This is a genomic window from Serratia sp. 25CWL12, from assembly GCF_055790885.1.
In genome coordinates this window covers 1,671,029-1,687,316 of sequence record NZ_CM147698.1, presented here as the reverse complement: position 1 = coordinate 1,687,316, position 16,288 = coordinate 1,671,029, and the positions used below count along the sequence as shown (strand labels likewise).

The 16,288-nt window shown below is 47.8% G+C and carries 13 protein-coding genes; 10 read left to right on the top strand and 3 right to left on the bottom strand.

Annotated elements, in window-relative coordinates; genetic code table 11:
- Window positions 1-458 precede the first annotated feature (458 nt).
- From ACX9GV_RS07315 to ACX9GV_RS07280, 8 genes are all read left to right on the top strand, one after another.
- Entirely contained in the window at window positions 459-1,013 is a 555-nt protein-coding gene (locus ACX9GV_RS07315; protein WP_473197584.1) for a cytochrome b, read from the top strand.
- A gap of 24 nt (window positions 1,014-1,037) precedes the next feature.
- Complete coding sequence (locus tag ACX9GV_RS07310) at window positions 1,038-1,619, top strand: YceI family protein (RefSeq protein ID WP_473197583.1); 582 nt, start codon at window positions 1,038-1,040, stop codon at window positions 1,617-1,619.
- A gap of 235 nt (window positions 1,620-1,854) precedes the next feature.
- Window positions 1,855-2,949, top strand: coding sequence for an NADH:flavin oxidoreductase/NADH oxidase (locus ACX9GV_RS07305; RefSeq protein ID WP_473197582.1), 1,095 nt, complete (start codon window positions 1,855-1,857; stop codon window positions 2,947-2,949).
- 510 nt (window positions 2,950-3,459) lie between these two features.
- The gene (locus ACX9GV_RS07300; RefSeq protein WP_473197581.1) at window positions 3,460-4,383 is read left to right on the top strand and encodes a Kdo(2)-lipid IV(A) acyltransferase; all 924 of its coding nucleotides are present in this window, start codon (window positions 3,460-3,462) and stop codon (window positions 4,381-4,383) included.
- Between the two features lie 22 nt (window positions 4,384-4,405).
- Window positions 4,406-4,690 (top strand): YciI family protein, encoded by a 285-nt coding sequence (locus ACX9GV_RS07295; RefSeq protein WP_473197580.1) that lies wholly within the window; start codon window positions 4,406-4,408, stop codon window positions 4,688-4,690.
- 227 nt (window positions 4,691-4,917) lie between these two features.
- Entirely contained in the window at window positions 4,918-6,471 is a 1,554-nt protein-coding gene (locus tag ACX9GV_RS07290; protein WP_473197579.1) for a peptide MFS transporter, read from the top strand.
- A 338-nt stretch (window positions 6,472-6,809) separates the two neighbouring features.
- Window positions 6,810-8,531 (top strand): potassium/proton antiporter, encoded by a 1,722-nt coding sequence (locus tag ACX9GV_RS07285; protein ID WP_473197578.1) that lies wholly within the window; start codon window positions 6,810-6,812, stop codon window positions 8,529-8,531.
- A gap of 278 nt (window positions 8,532-8,809) precedes the next feature.
- Entirely contained in the window at window positions 8,810-10,270 is a 1,461-nt protein-coding gene (locus ACX9GV_RS07280; RefSeq protein WP_023490746.1) for a TrkH family potassium uptake protein, read from the top strand.
- A gap of 211 nt (window positions 10,271-10,481) precedes the next feature.
- On the opposite strand, the gene ACX9GV_RS07275 is transcribed toward ACX9GV_RS07280, so the two are convergent.
- From ACX9GV_RS07275 to ACX9GV_RS07265, 3 genes are all read right to left on the bottom strand, one after another.
- A complete protein-coding gene (locus tag ACX9GV_RS07275; protein ID WP_473197577.1) occupies window positions 10,482-10,979 on the bottom strand; it encodes a hypothetical protein in 498 nt (165 codons plus the stop codon).
- Between the two features lie 429 nt (window positions 10,980-11,408).
- The gene (locus ACX9GV_RS07270) at window positions 11,409-11,948 is read right to left on the bottom strand and encodes a GDYXXLXY domain-containing protein (RefSeq protein WP_473197576.1); all 540 of its coding nucleotides are present in this window, start codon (window positions 11,946-11,948) and stop codon (window positions 11,409-11,411) included.
- Window positions 11,938-14,139 carry a DUF4401 domain-containing protein gene (locus ACX9GV_RS07265; RefSeq protein WP_473197575.1) on the bottom strand — a complete coding sequence of 734 codons (2,202 nt, stop codon included), beginning with the start codon at window positions 14,137-14,139 and terminating at the stop codon, window positions 11,938-11,940. The genes ACX9GV_RS07270 and ACX9GV_RS07265 overlap by 11 nt, the downstream gene beginning before the upstream one ends.
- 95 nt (window positions 14,140-14,234) lie before the next feature.
- On the opposite strand from ACX9GV_RS07265, the gene ACX9GV_RS07260 reads away from it, so the two are divergent.
- The gene (locus ACX9GV_RS07260; protein ID WP_473197999.1) at window positions 14,235-14,318 is read left to right on the top strand and encodes a helix-turn-helix domain-containing protein; all 84 of its coding nucleotides are present in this window, start codon (window positions 14,235-14,237) and stop codon (window positions 14,316-14,318) included.
- 397 nt (window positions 14,319-14,715) lie between these two features.
- Window positions 14,716-16,218 (top strand): sigma-54 interaction domain-containing protein, encoded by a 1,503-nt coding sequence (locus tag ACX9GV_RS07255; protein ID WP_473197574.1) that lies wholly within the window; start codon window positions 14,716-14,718, stop codon window positions 16,216-16,218.
- Window positions 16,219-16,288 lie beyond the last annotated feature (70 nt).

The window sequence follows — 16,288 nt, the reverse complement described above, 5'->3', positions numbered from 1 at the left end:
TGGACAACTGTTAATTTTTAACCTAATAAAAAATCTAATTCCTTGAGTGACTACAGAGATATTAACCTTACCACCCTGTTTCCTTTGGTTCTCGTTCAACACCGATTTAATTAACCACTTATTAATTAGCGTGCACAGTAATGTTTACTTAAAAAAACAAAATATGACAATAAAACACATTCGGCGGTCCTGTATCATCCCGCTTATAATAAACCGGTGGAAAATTTATAAAATGAATAATTCAGACAAAGATCGAGCCGATCTCAAAAAACAACATCCTTATAGGCTCCGCCTAAAAACAACCCATTACCACATTTATTTGACCAACTTAACCATAACTTAGGCAAATAAACTGAATAAGAAAATTTAAAAGTCAATAAAACACATTTAATTATTGCATTAGCTTTCATTCATATATAACTATTAGCCAGCAACTGTTGACACCAAAAGGAATTATTATGCTTTGGAGAAATACTGCCCATCGCTTTGGGTTCATTTCTATTCTGCTTCATTGGTCGGTAGCCCTTAGCCTGTATGGCATGTTTGCTTTAGGCCTCTGGATGGTAACACTCGGTTATTACGATAACTGGTACCACCAAGCACCAGAAATCCACAAAAGTATCGGTGTTATACTGTTTATTGTTCTGGTCATTCGAGTAATTTGGCGTTGGATTTCACCACCGCCGAAACCACTTGATAGCTATAGCCGTTTTACCCGCATCAGTGCCACCCTAACTCATATTGCTCTATACGTTATTCTGTTTGCTATTTTGATCAGCGGCTACCTTATTTCCACCAGTGATGGTCAGCCGATTAGTGTTTTCGGCTGGTTTAATCTACCGGCACTGCTGACCAATTTACCGCAGCAAGCAGATACTGCAGGAACAGTCCATCTTTATCTTGCCTGGGCCGTTGTCGTACTTTCGGTACTACACGCTTTGGCAGCAATTAAACATCACTTTATCGATAGTGATGTCACTTTAAAACGGATGCTGGGTCGCAGCGCCGATTAACCTCTTGGCTATATGGAGAATGTTATGTTATTAAAGAAAAAATTATTGGGTCTTGTCACTGCAGCCCTGTTATTAAACGCAGGCTCAGCCTTGGCAGCCAACTACAAAATAGATAAGCAGGGTCAACACGCATTTATTGAATTCCGTATTCAACACTTAGGCTATAGCTGGCTCTACGGATCCTTCAAAGACTTTGACGGTAGCTTCACTTTTGATGAAAAAGACCCCGCTCAAGATAAAGTTAATGTCACCATCAATACCGCCAGTGTAGATACTAACCACGCAGAGCGAGACAAACACCTACGTAGTGGTGAATTCCTTAACACAGAGAAACACCAGAAAGCCACTTTTGAGTCCACTGAAGTGAAGAAACAAGGTGAAGACTATATCATCACCGGCAACCTGACACTGAATGGCGTCACCAAGCTAGTCACCCTCAATGCCAAATTGACTGGTCAAGGTAACGATCCATGGGGCGGCTACCGTGCTGGCTTTGAAGCAGCGGGGAAAATCAAACTGAAAGATTTTGCCATCACCACTGACCTCGGCCCAGCCTCGCAGGAAGTTGAACTGATCATCTCCGTTGAAGGTGTGCGCGAGAAATAGTAATCAGGCAACGACTCAAAAAAGCGTATCTAGTCACGTTTAATCAAGTTGCAAGTAGGACAACACCAGCAAGCATCGGCATTAAGTAAAACCGATGACTGGCATCAGTGCCCTTCTTGCAACTTGCATCGCAGCAAGTACCAGCAATATTCATTGACCCCCCGCCCACTCAGGTGTAATTAGAGCATACCGCCTGTTAACCAAAATCACGGTTTTGACCAATCACAAGGACATTATGAGCCAACTTTTTACCCCCATTACCCTAGGCGCCTTACCGCTACCTAACCGCATCATTATCGCCCCTATGTGCCAATATTCTGCCGATAATGGCAAAGCCACTCCATGGCACACTATTCACCTGGGAAATCTATCCCACTCTGGTGCGGGTTTGTTGATTGTTGAAGCCACGGCAGTTTCGCCAGAAGGGCGCATTTCCGACAGAGATCTCGGCCTATGGGATGAAACAACCACGCAGGCACTGGCGGATGTGGTAACAGCAGTAAAACAATACAGCCGCATGCCACTGGGTATTCAATTAGGCCATGCTGGTCGTAAAGCCTCATGTGCTGTCCCTTGGCAAGGTGGGAGACAAATTTCGGCAACTGAAGGAGGTTGGCAAACGCTTTCTGCTTCCGCCCTGCCCTTTAATAGCCAGGATCAAATTCCGCAAGCCATGAGCCTGGAACAAATCCAGCAATTAAAGGCGCAATTTGTCGCCGCCGCACAACGTGCTGATGGTATTGGTTTTGACCTCATCGAATTACATGCCGCGCACGGTTACTTGCTCCATCAATTCCTGTCACCACTGAGCAACCAGCGTACCGACCAATACGGCGGTGGTTTAGCAAACCGGATGCGTCTACTACTGGAAATATTCAGCGAAGTACGCCAGGTAATCCCAGCACATAAAGTGCTTGGTGTAAGAATTTCAGCCAGTGACTGGGTTGATGGCGGCTGGGATGAGCCGCAGTCTGTTGAATTAACAGCCGCATTAAAACAACTGGGATGTGACTATATCCATATTTCCAGCGGTGGACTTTCTCCTCAGCAACAGATCCCTATCGGGCCGAACTATCAGGTCCCCTTTGCTGAAACTATCAAGCAAAAAGTTGGTATGCCCACCATCGCTGTTGGGCTGATCACCGAAGCTGAACAGGCGGAAGCGATTGTCGCCACCGGGCAGGCGGATATGGTGGCACTAGGTCGTGGTATTCTTTATAACCCGCGTTGGCCATGGCATGCCGCAGCAAAATTAGGGGCCAATGTAAAAGCACCGCCCCAATACTGGCGCTCAGAGCCACAAGCGGTGAAAGGATTATTTAAAGAGTAGCGACTGTGAATTGGGCATTGAGTTCCCAGCTCCTCAGTGCCCACCTGTAAGAAGGATGACCGGTTGCTACCCTTACGACAGCCACGCAGCATTAAACACCATAGCCAGTCGCCAGTTTATGGCGCTCTCGACAATTTATATTGCCTATCTTAAAAAAACATCACTTAATCCTTTTTTTTCCAACAAACAGGCTGAGTAATGCTGTTGTTTTTCCCGTTACAGAGAAAAAATGTCACAATATAGAGGATAAATAGCAGACGAATCATCATATACACCGAATCCTTTCTACGTGATGGATTTTGTTGTTCCTTTAGCAAAGTAACCGGTCTATAGCCTGATTGATGACGTTGCCCCAAAAGCAACCGAACACAATAAACTGGTGACCAGGGCCAAGCTCAAAGGTGGATCAAGTAAACCTGGGGCAATGAGTGCCCCCCTATTAGAAAATGGCCAGGTGTATACGATTTCTCTGCGATAAGTGTTAACTGATTGCTTCTAAGCTGAGAAACTATGACGCAAGTTCCTACCTTCAATCGTTCGTTACTCCATCCTCGCTATTGGCTCACTTGGTTTGGCATTGGTTTGCTTTACCTGCTGGTTATGCTTCCCTACCCGCTCCTCTATCAATTGGGGACAGGGCTAGGTCGCTTTTCCATGCATTTTCTCAAGCGCCGAGTAGCAATCACACAGCGTAACCTTGAGCTCTGTTTTCCGCAGATGACAAGCGTTGAGCGTGACGCCTTAGTCAGGAAAAACTTTGAATCCGTCGGAATGGGATTACTTGAAACCGGTATGGCCTGGTTCTGGCCCAATTGGCGTATCGAGCGCTGGTTTACTGTCACGGGCCTGGAACAGATACAAAAAGCGCGGGATAACCAGCAAGGTGTTCTGCTGATCGGCCTGCATTTTCTGACGTTGGAATTGGGCGCACGTACCTTTGGTATTTATAATCCAGGAATAGGTGTCTATCGCCCTCATGACAACAAACTGATAGATTGGCTACAAACTTGGGGACGTATGCGCTCCAATAAATCCATGCTGGATCGTAAAGATATTAAAGGGATGATCCGCGCCCTGAAACAAGGCGAGATTATCTGGTACGCCCCCGATCATGACTACGGCCCACGCAGCAGTGTCTTTGTTCCCCTGTTTGCGGTAGACAATGCCGCGACCACCTCCGGTAGCTACATGCTGGCACGTATGGGTAAACCGGCAATTATTCCCTTTACTCCACGGCGTCTACCCCATGGCCAAGGTTATGAACTTATCATTCAACCTGCGGTAGAAAACTTTCCGCTGGATAACGAACTTGATGCTGCCGCCTTTATGAACAAGGTGGTTGAAAAAGAGATCCTGTTGGCACCAGACCAATATATGTGGTTACATCGCCGTTTTAAGACCCGCCCAGCGGGTGAGCCTTATCTTTACAACTAACAACCTGACAAAAGGAAACACCATGTACATCATCAGCCTGACCTACCACCGCCCAATTGAAGAAGTTGACGGGTACCTTGAACAACATGTCGCTTGGTTAAAACGCTATTTTTCGCAAGAGATCTTTATGGCTTCGGGTCGTAAAAATCCCCGTACCGGTGGTGTGATCCTGGTTAAAGAGATTGAGCGAGCACAGTTGGATAAAATACTGGCAGAAGATCCATTTAATGCGGTAGCCCATTATGAAGTGACTCATGTGGCTATCACTACCACATCTGCTGGGTTTGAGGCCTTGTCTTGTCTGTAGCGGTATAGTCTGTAGCGGTATAGTCTGTAGTGACATAGCCTATAGTAGCACCGTCTGTAGTAGTAACTTCGCTACGTGAAGTATCAACAAATAATCACCTATATCGAACATCCGGCCAATGGCGAGGTGAAATTCGCCATACCGTCGCCTATGCTATAACTTGAGCACCAACAGATTTACAACAATATTCGCTTCCCTTGTGCAATACACTACCCTGGAATAACGTTATGCAATCCTCTGTTAATCAACAACAAAGCCGAACCTTTTTCGGCCACCCCTATCCACTCCGTTCGCTTTTTTTCACCGAGATGTGGGAACGATTCTCTTTTTATGGCATTCGCCCACTACTGATCCTGTTTATGGCCGCCACCGTTTATGACGGTGGAATGGGGTTAGCACGAGAAAATGCTTCGGCAATTGTCGGTATCTTCGCTGGCAGTATGTATCTGGCCGCATTACCGGGCGGTTGGTTGGCCGATAACTGGCTCGGCCAGCAAAAAGCGGTCTGGTATGGTTCGATTCTAATCGCACTGGGGCATCTCTCCATTGCCTTGTCAGCCATTATGGGTAATGACCTGTTCTTCATCGGCTTGATGTTTATCGTGCTCGGTTCCGGCTTGTTCAAAACCTGTATTTCGGTGATGGTCGGTACCCTCTACAAACAAGGGGATGCCCGCCGTGACGGTGGTTTTTCTCTCTTTTATATGGGCATTAATATCGGCTCTTTTATTGCCCCGTTGATGACGGGTTGGTTACTTCGCTCACACGGTTGGCACTGGGGCTTTGGTATTGGCGGTATTGGCATGTTGGTTGCGTTGGTTATCTTCCGCCTATTTGCCGTACCTGCGATGAAGCGTTATGACAGTGAAGGTGGTCTGGATTCAACCTGGAATCAGCCAGTAACAAAAAAACGCGGTGTCGGCCGCTGGATTGTGGTACTCGCCGCCGCTATCGCATTGGTCGCCACACTACTGGCACAAGGCATCATCACCATTAACCCGGTGACCATTGCCAGCACCTTGGTTTATGTGATTGCTTCCTCAGTAACATTATATTTTATCTATCTTTTTTTCTTTGCCAATATGAACCGTAGCGAGCGTGCGCGGCTGCTGGTCTGTTTTATCCTGCTGCTCTCTGCGGCTTTTTTCTGGTCTGCTTTTGAACAGAAGCCAACTTCATTCAATCTATTCGCCCAAGATTATACCCAGCGAATGATCGGTGATTTCGAAATTCCAGCGGTCTGGTTCCAGTCTATTAATGCACTGTTTATTATTTTGCTGGCTCCGGTATTCAGTTGGCTATGGCCAGCATTGGCACGCAATATGATTCGCCCTAGCAGTATTACCAAGTTTGTTATCGGCATTTTATTTGCTGCGGCAGGCTTTGGGGTGATGATGCTGGCGGCACAGCAGGTACTCAGTCATGAAGGTGCTGGTGTATCCCCACTGTGGCTGGTAAGCAGTATTCTATTACTGACGTTAGGCGAGCTCTGTTTAAGCCCGATTGGGTTAGCAACCATGACATTACTGGCACCAGAAAGAATGCGTGGCCAAATGATGGGCCTGTGGTTTTGTGCCAGTGCACTTGGCAACCTGGCCGCAGGCCTGATTGGTGGCCATGTGAAAGCCGACCAATTAGACCTGTTGCCTACCCTGTTTGCTCGTTGCTCCATTGCTCTGGTTATTTGTGCTGCGGTTCTTATGCTGCTCATCGTACCAATTCGCCGGATGCTAGCGAATACACAAAGTAATAGTGACCCTAATTCAACCACTCATGCTTGATTGCTGATAGTCAGACCTATTCAAGCTAGCGCTTGCCGTTACGCGGCTCATTGATGAGTCGCGTAACTCAATTCCACCGATGTTGGTCTCGATTCAAGTTCGTTTATCGCCTCTCAATGCCGCTTGAATCTATACACTCATGTAAATATATCCAATTGATAATTATTGATAAAAATAATAAACATGCTCATTTTATGCTTTTCAAATCAAATAATAGGTAAATAGGCAATAAATACACCTAATTTTTACAATCATCCTTGGCACTTTACTGGTAAAACAGGCTATTATGCTGCTCTATTAGCCCCCTCTCTTAGTCCTTTTTGCAGGAGAACATTATCTTGGATGCGAGTACAATCAACAGTTTGTTCATCATCGGTGCAGTGTTGGTGGGCGCAAGCATTCTTCTTAGCTCTTTCTCATCTCGTTTAGGCATCCCGATCCTGGTAATCTTTTTGGCAATTGGCATGCTAGCTGGCGTCGATGGCCCTGGTGGCATCATTTTTGACAATTATCCTATTGCCTACCTGGTCAGTAACCTGGCATTAGCCGTCATAATGCTTAATGGCGGTATGCGCACTCGTGTCAGTTCATTCCGTATGGCACTGTGGCCCGCCTTGTCATTAGCGACAGTGGGGGTTCTGATCACAGCCGGGCTCACAGGTCTGGCTGCAGCCTGGTTGTTTAATATCGACCTGATCCAAGGGTTATTGATTGGCACCATTATTGGCTCTACCGATGCCGCCGCCGTATTTTCCATGTTAGATGGCAAAGGACTGAACGAACGCGTCAATGCAACATTGGAAATTGAGTCTGGCAGCAACGATCCTATGGCAGTGTTTCTCACCATCGCACTCATCGCCATGATTTCTGCCGGAGAAACCTCGTTTAGCTGGCTATTCCTGGTTCAATTATTGCAGCAGTTCGCTCTGGGGGTGATATTCGGGCTCGGTGGTGGCTGGTTATTGCTGACGTTAATCAATCACATCAAACTCGCTGAAGGGCTATATCCCCTGCTGGCGGTAAGTGGCGGCATCTTGATCTTTGCGTTGACCACCGCACTCAATGGTAGTGGTATTCTGGCCGTCTATTTGTGTGGCTTAATGCTCGGCAACCGACCGATTCGCAACTATCACGGCATTATGCAAACATTCGATGGCTTGGCCTGGCTAAGCCAGATTGGTATGTTTCTGGTCTTGGGGTTACTTCTTAATCCACGGGAGCTGCTGCCCATTGCCCTCCCAGCGCTGCTTCTCTCGTTGTGGATGATCCTGTTTGCCCGCCCAATCTCGGTGTTTACCGGTTTACTGCCGTTTCGCAACTTTAACCTGCGTGAGCGCCTGTTTATCTCTTGGGTAGGGCTGCGTGGCGCCGTTCCCGTGATCCTGGCAGTCTTCCCTATGATGGCTGGCCTGCCCAACGCCAGCCTATTCTTTAACGTCGCTTTCTTTGTGGTATTGGTTTCGCTACTGTTGCAAGGCTCTACACTCTCCTTGGCTGCTAAAAAAGCTAAAGTGGTTATTCCCCCTACATTGGCGCCTTCTTCCCGCGTCGGGCTGGATATTGACCTCGAAAACCAATGGGAACAATTTATTTACCACTTAACCGCCGAAAACTGGTGCATTGGGGCGGCAGTACGTGAACTGAAAATGCCCCAGGGGACGCATATCGCGGTATTATTTCGTGATAATGAATGGCTGCATCCAACCGGCAGTACCCGCTTGCAGCAAGGTGATGTGTTGTGTGTCATTGGCCACGAACACAATTTACCTGCACTGGGTAAACTATTCAGTCAGGCACCGAGTGTCACCCTTGATGACCGTTTCTTTGGTGACTTTGTTCTACAATCTGATGCCCTGCTGAGTAATATATCGCAGATCTACGGCCTTAGTTTTCCAGCGGAGATCGACGAACAGCAAACACTTGGGCAGTTTATTGCCCAACAGATCGGCGGGGAAGCGGTCATCGGTGATCAGGTGGAATGGTCGGGTTTAACCTGGACCATCGCAGAGATGGACGCCAACCAAATCAGCAGAGTCGGGGTAAAAATTACCACTGACTAACAACGGGTTGCTCACCATGACCTGACTATGACGATATATGGGTTATGCCGCCAACTGCAGGGGGTTTCGTTCAAGCCTATTCCCTGCCGCTTGGCTGCCGCCATTGCCAGCAACATCAACCCGCCAGATTGACAACTGCCACTGATAACGATGAACGAATGGTGGATGTTTCGCTCTGAACCTCTAAATCTTTATACTTTTCACATCAGTTGCATTATCCTTCAGCGCAAGGCTCATAAATGGTGTTCAACTGCCACTGACGTAATACGCATAAAACTATGGTCAATAAAAAGCAAACATTAATCGTTATTAACTTATGCAGTTTTTTAGTTTTGCTCTATAGCCTTTCCATGATCCCGCCGATGCTCATTGCTCTCATTTATAAAGAGAAGAGCCTGTTTTCATTTTTTTATACGTTGATCATCTCCAGTTTGGTCGGCGGGCTATGCTGGCAGATAACGCGCCAGAAAAAAGTTCAACTGCATACCCAAGATGGTTTTTTAATCATTGTACTGTTCTGGGTATTCTTCTCTCTGATCAGTGCGCTGCCATTGTGGATAGATAACACACTAAATATCAGCCTTACTGATGCGATGTTTGAGGGTGTCTCTGGTATCACCACCACCGGTGCCTCAGTTCTCAGTGACCTGAATAAGGTCCCGAAATCTATTCTTTATTACCGTGCTCAACTCAATTTTATCGGTGGTTTGGGGGTTATCGTCTTAGCAGTGGCAATATTACCGCTGCTGGGGATAGGGGGCAGTAAGCTATACCAATCTGAAATGCCCGGCCCATTTAAAGAAGAACGGCTCACGCCAAGGCTGACCGATACGGCTAAAACCCTGTGGTCAACCTATATGCTGCTTGCCTTGCTTTGTGCCTTGTCATTCCGTATTGCAGGTATGCCATGGTTTGACGCTTTGTGCCATGCCCTTTCTACGATTTCACTGGGGGGGTTTTCCACCCGTAACGAGAGCTTGGGCTATTTTAACAGTGCGCCAGTAGAGATAGTGGCGGGCGTCTTCTCCCTACTTTCAGCAGTCAACTTTACGCTTTACTTTGTTGCCGCTCAACGCCGCAGCTTGATGCCATTATTTAAAAACACTGAATTACGTTTCTTTTTATTTATCTTTACGACGATTGCCGTGATTGTCTGCACTCAGTTAGTGAATTCAGACAGGTACCCATCACTAGAAGCCGTCGTCCATGGTTTTCTTCTTACCGCCTCAATGATGACCGACAATGGCTTGGCAACCGGGGATTATGCCACCCTCCCCTCCAATACAGTGATTTTACTGCTGGCAGCCAGTTTCTTTGGTGGTTGCGTCGGTTCGACTTGTGGTGGAATCAAGGCTCTACGCTTCTTGATCATGTACAAACAAAGTCGGCGTGAACTCCATCAGTTATTACATCCCAATGCAGTTCATATCATCAAAGTGGGCAGTTCCCCGATACCCGATCGCGTATTACGTTCAGTATGGAGTTTTTTCTTTCTCTATATCTTTTTCAGTTGTTTCTTTATATGGGCGTTAAACTCGATGGGCTACGACTTGATGACCTCTTTTGGCACCGTCGCGGCTTGTATTAACAATATGGGATTGGGAATCGGTGAAACGGCCGCTGGCTTTGGGGTCTTAAGTTCACCAGCAAAATGGTTGATGTGCGCAACTATGCTCTTTGGCCGTTTGGAAATTTATCCTATTCTTATTTTGTGCTCACGCACGTTCTGGCGCTCCTGAATAACCTCACTGGAATCTTCAGCAACATGCGTTTGTGAAACTGAGCTCATTCCTGGTAGCGGTGCTGCCGGAGTGAGTTACCAGCGTACAGTGAGTTACTTGAGGCAAAATATGAAAAACAAAAACTAAATATTAACGCCATTCAAGCTGCAGAAAAGTTAGCTCAGTACACTTCGCCAACGATCTGCAACCTGAATGAACTTAGGTCTATTTACTCTAAAACAGCTTTTGGCATCGATTTCTCAATACCGGAGATAATCAGCGATTTAATCGCTTCACAGACTTCTGCAAAGTCTTCTGGTACTGATGCCACTTCGCAAGTAGAAGCATCATCACCAACGCCCACCACCGCATACAGCTTAGGACCTTCATAATAAAGTGAAATACTGACACCATGGCGATAGCCACCGGTTATTGGGGTATCATCCAACGTTGTGACGATGAGAAAATTCAGTCGATAATTATTGTCTAATTGTAATCTTGGTAGATAGGCAGACTCAAACTCCCCCTTCGCATTCAAGACACCAATTTCCACATAAGCCCGCGGTTCATTTTGCGCGATAAACCAACGATCTGCTGGCAAAGACAACGACTTAAAATACTCCTGTACAAGTACAGATGCTTTCTCCTGCAAGTTATTCCGAAGCTGCAGTTGAGCAGTAACCAATTGTAAGTGCTTCGCCTTTAAATCGTTAAATTTCGTCTCCATACCTATCTCCACACAATTTAATTCTTATACAGGATTGATATCCCCCCTTAACAAGGTGGGGCCCTACCGCTTTCAGACCAGAATCTGACTCCTCTGGGCGAATTTTGCTTTATCGAGTGGCATGACTGCATAACACGCTGTCAGCTATAAAGATTTTAGCACAGGTTTAGCAGAGAACTACCGCATATATCATAAAGTTAAATGAATATAGAATACTGCACCTATCCGCGCTAGTCGGTTCTGTTATATTTCTAGCCTTACGCGCTATTTGCCCAACCCGCTAGAGTACAATAAGCGCTTGCCAAACCCTGGTGTATCAAGGCCTGACGAACCGCAGAATTCATCAAGGCACTATATGTGTGGTAGTGAACACTATACCTGTGCTTAAAGCGTAAAATTAAAGCTCAACTAAACGGTAAACACGGCTAATCAAGGAAGAATGCGCTTTCCCTGAGCATCGAGCAAATAGGTTAATATTGCGGTGCCATCCTGGCCTACGCGAAATTCGCCATAGCGGGCATCGGCAAAACGTTCGGCATCCCCTTCCTGAAAAAAGTAACTTGGCGTGCCAATATTCAACCAACCATTAGACAGGTGATATTTCATCAGCACCTCTTGGGCTTTCAGCGGTTGACCCCGGTAGAAACTGGCGTTAACCGCCCGATGTTGCGCATCAAGCTCAACCACAATTTTCTCACGGTTTACCGGTTCAGTGCAGAGGGTGGCGTCATTTTGACAATCTAGGCTCTGCTGCTCCCCATCATCCAGAAGCTGACGGTTTAACGCATAATTCAGTGCCATATAATCGCCCTGCATCAGCGAACGTGGATCTACCGGGGCCAACTCTAATATCACCACCGTGCCATGTTTCAGCAGCCGTTCTTTTTGATAAATAGACAGGTTGACGATAATCAGCACCAGCAGAACTATGCCGGCCATTAGCCACTTCATCACGCTTTTAGTTTGCATGACTCTCTCCGGTTTTAACCTGTAGTAACTTTTTCGCGGCCAAGGCCAGCCCCAGTAAAAGCAGACCACTGACTAACAGCAACAGTGATTTTTGCAGCAATGTGACACCGAGAAAGTAATACCAGCCGATAAGATAAAGCATAAAGAAACAACCAGTAACCACCAACAATCCTTTACTGCCCTGATAGCGCGCTGCCAACAATAATGCCAGCCCGAAGCCAATCCCTGGGGAAAAAATGGCGATAGCACCACAAAACAGTGCGGCAGAGAGATAAACTGCCGAGGCTGATGATGGGAATCTGAAGACCTGAAGCAATGCCGCGCTGATTAAACCAGCAGCGATACCGATACCTACCATCAGCGGCAAAGAGGCATGAAAAAATGAATGCCAGAAAAGATCATCAACAAGAGAGTAGTTAATGCTGCTATAGCACAACAACATCATACCGGCAGGAATACCATACAACAGTGGCGCAATTGCTGCCGTTTGCTGATTGCGGGCTGCTTGCCAGATATTTTGCCGCGCGATCACCCACAGCCAGATTGCCACCACCCCGGCGATCAACAAAGCAATCATCCCAATGGCGATCTCTTGCGGTAAATGCGTACTGGCCAGGACACTCAAAGGCAAGATCAACGTGACGATGAAAGCGACAACGGCCATAAAACGATACATCGCATCCGGCATGACCCATGCCATTACGGCCAATATTGGCAGACACCCCAGCAAACTAAACATAAGGTTGTTGTTCCAACCTAAATCATCCAGTAGTAAAGAAACACCGAAGCATAATCCAAAGGTTGCGGCAATGGCCCATGCCAGGCCGATCTGGTGCTTGCCAATACCCGGAGCCCGTAACAACGCCACCGCCGGGATGGCGATAATTAATGAACAGATAATCAGCCCGCCGCCACTTAACGAATCAAGCATGTCGGTAACAAACAGTAGTAATGCCAACAGAAAAAGAATGATTATCGCAGCAAACCAGCCACCGACCGCCAACGCAGCACGTAAATACCACGGCAAATGATGCGAATGATCGATTTGACCCACCTCGGCAAGCTGATCATCATTTAACAATTGCTGCTGGCGGAGTTCCTGCAGCAGGCTGGCGACTTCGTTTTGTGCGACGTCCACCTCCTGGCGGTGATACAACTCACGCCGCCAATGCAATAATAGTGCGCCCCCTGCAACCAGCCATAGCGCCATCAGGAGACCTATCGCAAACAGCGTGCCGATATCCCATCTACTGTCGAACATTTGCGTCAGCAATACGCAGCCAACGACCATCAAGCTGATAACACCCAATGTCAGCATGCAGAGATCAGGACGACGATATCGGTAATAGAAATACCCGGCCAGTAGCGTGGCTCCCCACAGAATGAGCACCATTATAGCCGTGTAGGAGCCTTGCCAGTTCCAAATCGCCTGATTAATCAGCGGGGTTATGGTTAGCAGCAGGTAGCCCATCATCACCCGGGGCAGCCAGCGACTGGCCAACCAGCTAGTCGGCTCTTTCTTACTGGCATATTCAGCCAATGCTTCACGCACAATCAGGCATAACCCCTGCACAGCGAGGTAGCCTGGCAGAGTGAAATCGGTCATCCAAGAGTCAAAAAGGGACGTTGTCTGGCTGGCGTGGTAAAGTTGAAATGCCAGATTAGCGATGGCCCAAGTACAGAGCCACAAGCCATTTTGCCGGCCAATCAGTGCCAGTGGCAACAACACAAAAGCCCAAGCGCGGAACAACTCCCAGCTGTCGGCACCGGTTTGATAAACTTGCCCATACAGCGCAAATAACCCGCCAAAACTCAACCCCACGGCGAGCAATGCCATCTGGGATAAGGCATCATACCAGCGCCACCAGACCACCAGCGCCAGCGCTAAAATCAATAATTCAATCAGGGCAAATTTTGCCATTCTCGGCATGGCGACCCAATTCCAGGCGATGAAAAATATCGCCCCAGCCACCAGAGCCAAAAGCCCAAGCAAGGCGAGAAACACGCTAAGAAAGCGGCGCCAACCTATAATATCCGGCCGCACGCCACAATAGATGAGGATTTGCTGGTACGCAGTTGGCGACAGCCTGCTGCTTTCTGATGAGGCGTTCATTAATACCGGGAGGGTTCGACACAGATGCTCTGCGGCCCTTGAAGGCATAACCCCTTGGTGCTGTGACGATAGTTCCATACCGACATCCTTGCAATTTTACGTTTAACTCATCAGAGGCTGTATTGTACGGATAAGCGCACCGGGTGGCAAAATCACCACCCACAGTATTACACATGCAGCGCCGCCACCAAACGGGCGAGCCGGTGCAGGCTATTGCTGATGAGTTCGGGCTAACGAAACAGACGCTGTATGTTTGAGTAAAGCGTTGTACGGAGGCGGAGATAAGTGGCAGTAACTTGCAAAGAAAATCGACCAAATACGGGTATAACCAGCGCTAAATAAGGGGCTAGAGAATCAAGAAGAAGGCCTACTTACCTTGTTTATGCTTTCCCTAACCAACAGAGCTCACATTTCAAATGCATGCGCCGTTATTTCAACCTGCAAAATGCTATACGGGCCGCAAAATAGTGCTATTCTCTTTCGAAATTATCAAGATCCCCAATGTTTTGCGTGCACCGGCCTTAACCGGAATACCGTGATGCTGATTGACTCAAGCACGGCGCAAAAGATTGGCATCAAATTTTTCGGCAAACTTTGCCACCTATTGATAAATCCTATTGATAAATACGGTGGCTGATAGGCAGGAGTTCGCGGATGCGCAAGGCTAAGCCCCATACGCTGGTCAGTTGGATTGGTGGGAACGACCTTAAAGCCACCGGCAGCACCGGGGATGATAGCCAAACGCTTGGGCCGATTGCGGCGACGCTGACAGCACAAGCCTTTGATGCCGTAACGCTGCTCTACAACTACCCGGAAGATCAGGTGAAGCCCTATTTAGCCTGGTTGCAAGGGCTGGTTAATACACCCATCCAGGCTCACGCTATTGTGCTCTCTTCGCCAGTTAACTTTGGTGAAATCTATCTTCAGGCCAATCAGCAACTCTCCCAACTTACTGCAGAGGGCGGCGAGTTATCCATCCTGCTTAGCCCTGGTACACCCGCCATGCAAGCGGTGTGGATTTTGCTGGGTAAAACCCGTTATCCCTGCCAGTTTTATCAATCTTCACTCGAGCAGGGTGTCCAGCAAGTGGATATCCCCTTTGCACTTTCTGCAGAATACTTACCTGCCGCTCAACGCATTAACAGTGCAACAATGAGCCAACTGTCAGAAACCCGTGTCGCCATCAATGCGGCCTTCGACAACATAGTCACCCGTAACCCTGGTATGCATGCCCTGAAAGCGCAGGCGCAAATACTGGCAGAACGTGAAGTACCGGTGTTGATCTATGGGGAGACCGGCACCGGTAAAGAGCTTTTTGCCCGCGCGATTCATAATGCCAGCCATCGGGCCAGCAAGCCGTTTGTGCCAGTTAACTGCGGTGCGATTCCCACCGAGCTGATCGATTCACACCTGTTTGGCCATAAGAAAGGGGCTTTCACCGGTGCGCTAGCCGACAAACCCGGGGTATTCGAGCAAGCTCATGGTGGAACGTTATTTCTGGATGAATTTGGCGAGCTGGCACCTAACGTACAAGTGCGTTTATTGCGTGTATTGCAGGAAGGGACGTTCACCCCAGTGGGGGGTAGCAAAGAGCAGAAAGTCGATGTTCGCCTGATTACCGCCACCCACCGTAACCTGATGGAAGCGGTCGCCAATGGCAGCTTTAGGGAAGACTTGTTCTATCGGGTGGCCGTTGGTGTGCTGCACTTACCGCCCCTAAGGGAACGTGAAGGCGACCTGTCATTACTGGCGGAAAGCTTGCTCAAGGCCATGGGCAACCATGATGCGATGCTCAAACATAAGAAAATTTCTCCTGACGCAAAAAATCTTATCCTTCAACACCCGTGGCGCGGCAATGTGCGCGAATTGCAATCCACCTTGTTACGCGCCGCGCTATGGTGCCAAGGTGATGACATTACCGCCACGGATATCCGCCAGGCGCTGTTCCATATGCCTGAGCGTGATACCGGCTTGATGAATAAGGATGTTTCTCAAGGTGTTGATATACAGCAGATAATAGGTAATATTGCGGCGGATTATATCCGCCAAGCGTTAGCATATAGCGGCCAAAATAAGACTCGTGCAGCCCAACTGTTGGGTCTAAAAAACTACCAGACACTGAATAATTGGATGGAAAAATACGGCATTTCCTCGTGATTAACTAACTTGGCACGGCCTTTGCTCACTGCCTTTGCTACAGATACCTTGTGTTTAGCGAAGGGGCCAA

What these genes read in the sequence shown, in the direction of transcription:
- ACX9GV_RS07275 (WP_473197577.1), bottom strand. Translation starts at nt 10,979, where the DNA reads ATGGAGACGAAATTTAACGATTTAAAGGCGAAGCACTTACAATTGGTT.
- ACX9GV_RS07295 (WP_473197580.1), top strand. Translation starts at nt 4,406, where the DNA reads ATGTACATCATCAGCCTGACCTACCACCGCCCAATTGAAGAAGTTGAC.
- ACX9GV_RS07290 (WP_473197579.1), top strand. Translation starts at nt 4,918, where the DNA reads ATGCAATCCTCTGTTAATCAACAACAAAGCCGAACCTTTTTCGGCCAC.
- ACX9GV_RS07300 (WP_473197581.1), top strand. Translation starts at nt 3,460, where the DNA reads ATGACGCAAGTTCCTACCTTCAATCGTTCGTTACTCCATCCTCGCTAT.
- ACX9GV_RS07270 (WP_473197576.1), bottom strand. Translation starts at nt 11,948, where the DNA reads ATGCAAACTAAAAGCGTGATGAAGTGGCTAATGGCCGGCATAGTTCTG.
- ACX9GV_RS07305 (WP_473197582.1), top strand. Translation starts at nt 1,855, where the DNA reads ATGAGCCAACTTTTTACCCCCATTACCCTAGGCGCCTTACCGCTACCT.
- ACX9GV_RS07260 (WP_473197999.1), top strand. Translation starts at nt 14,235, where the DNA reads ATGCAGCGCCGCCACCAAACGGGCGAGCCGGTGCAGGCTATTGCTGAT.
- ACX9GV_RS07255 (WP_473197574.1), top strand. Translation starts at nt 14,716, where the DNA reads ATGCGCAAGGCTAAGCCCCATACGCTGGTCAGTTGGATTGGTGGGAAC.
- ACX9GV_RS07265 (WP_473197575.1), bottom strand. Translation starts at nt 14,139, where the DNA reads ATGGAACTATCGTCACAGCACCAAGGGGTTATGCCTTCAAGGGCCGCA.
- ACX9GV_RS07315 (WP_473197584.1), top strand. Translation starts at nt 459, where the DNA reads ATGCTTTGGAGAAATACTGCCCATCGCTTTGGGTTCATTTCTATTCTG.
- ACX9GV_RS07280 (WP_023490746.1), top strand. Translation starts at nt 8,810, where the DNA reads ATGGTCAATAAAAAGCAAACATTAATCGTTATTAACTTATGCAGTTTT.
- ACX9GV_RS07310 (WP_473197583.1), top strand. Translation starts at nt 1,038, where the DNA reads ATGTTATTAAAGAAAAAATTATTGGGTCTTGTCACTGCAGCCCTGTTA.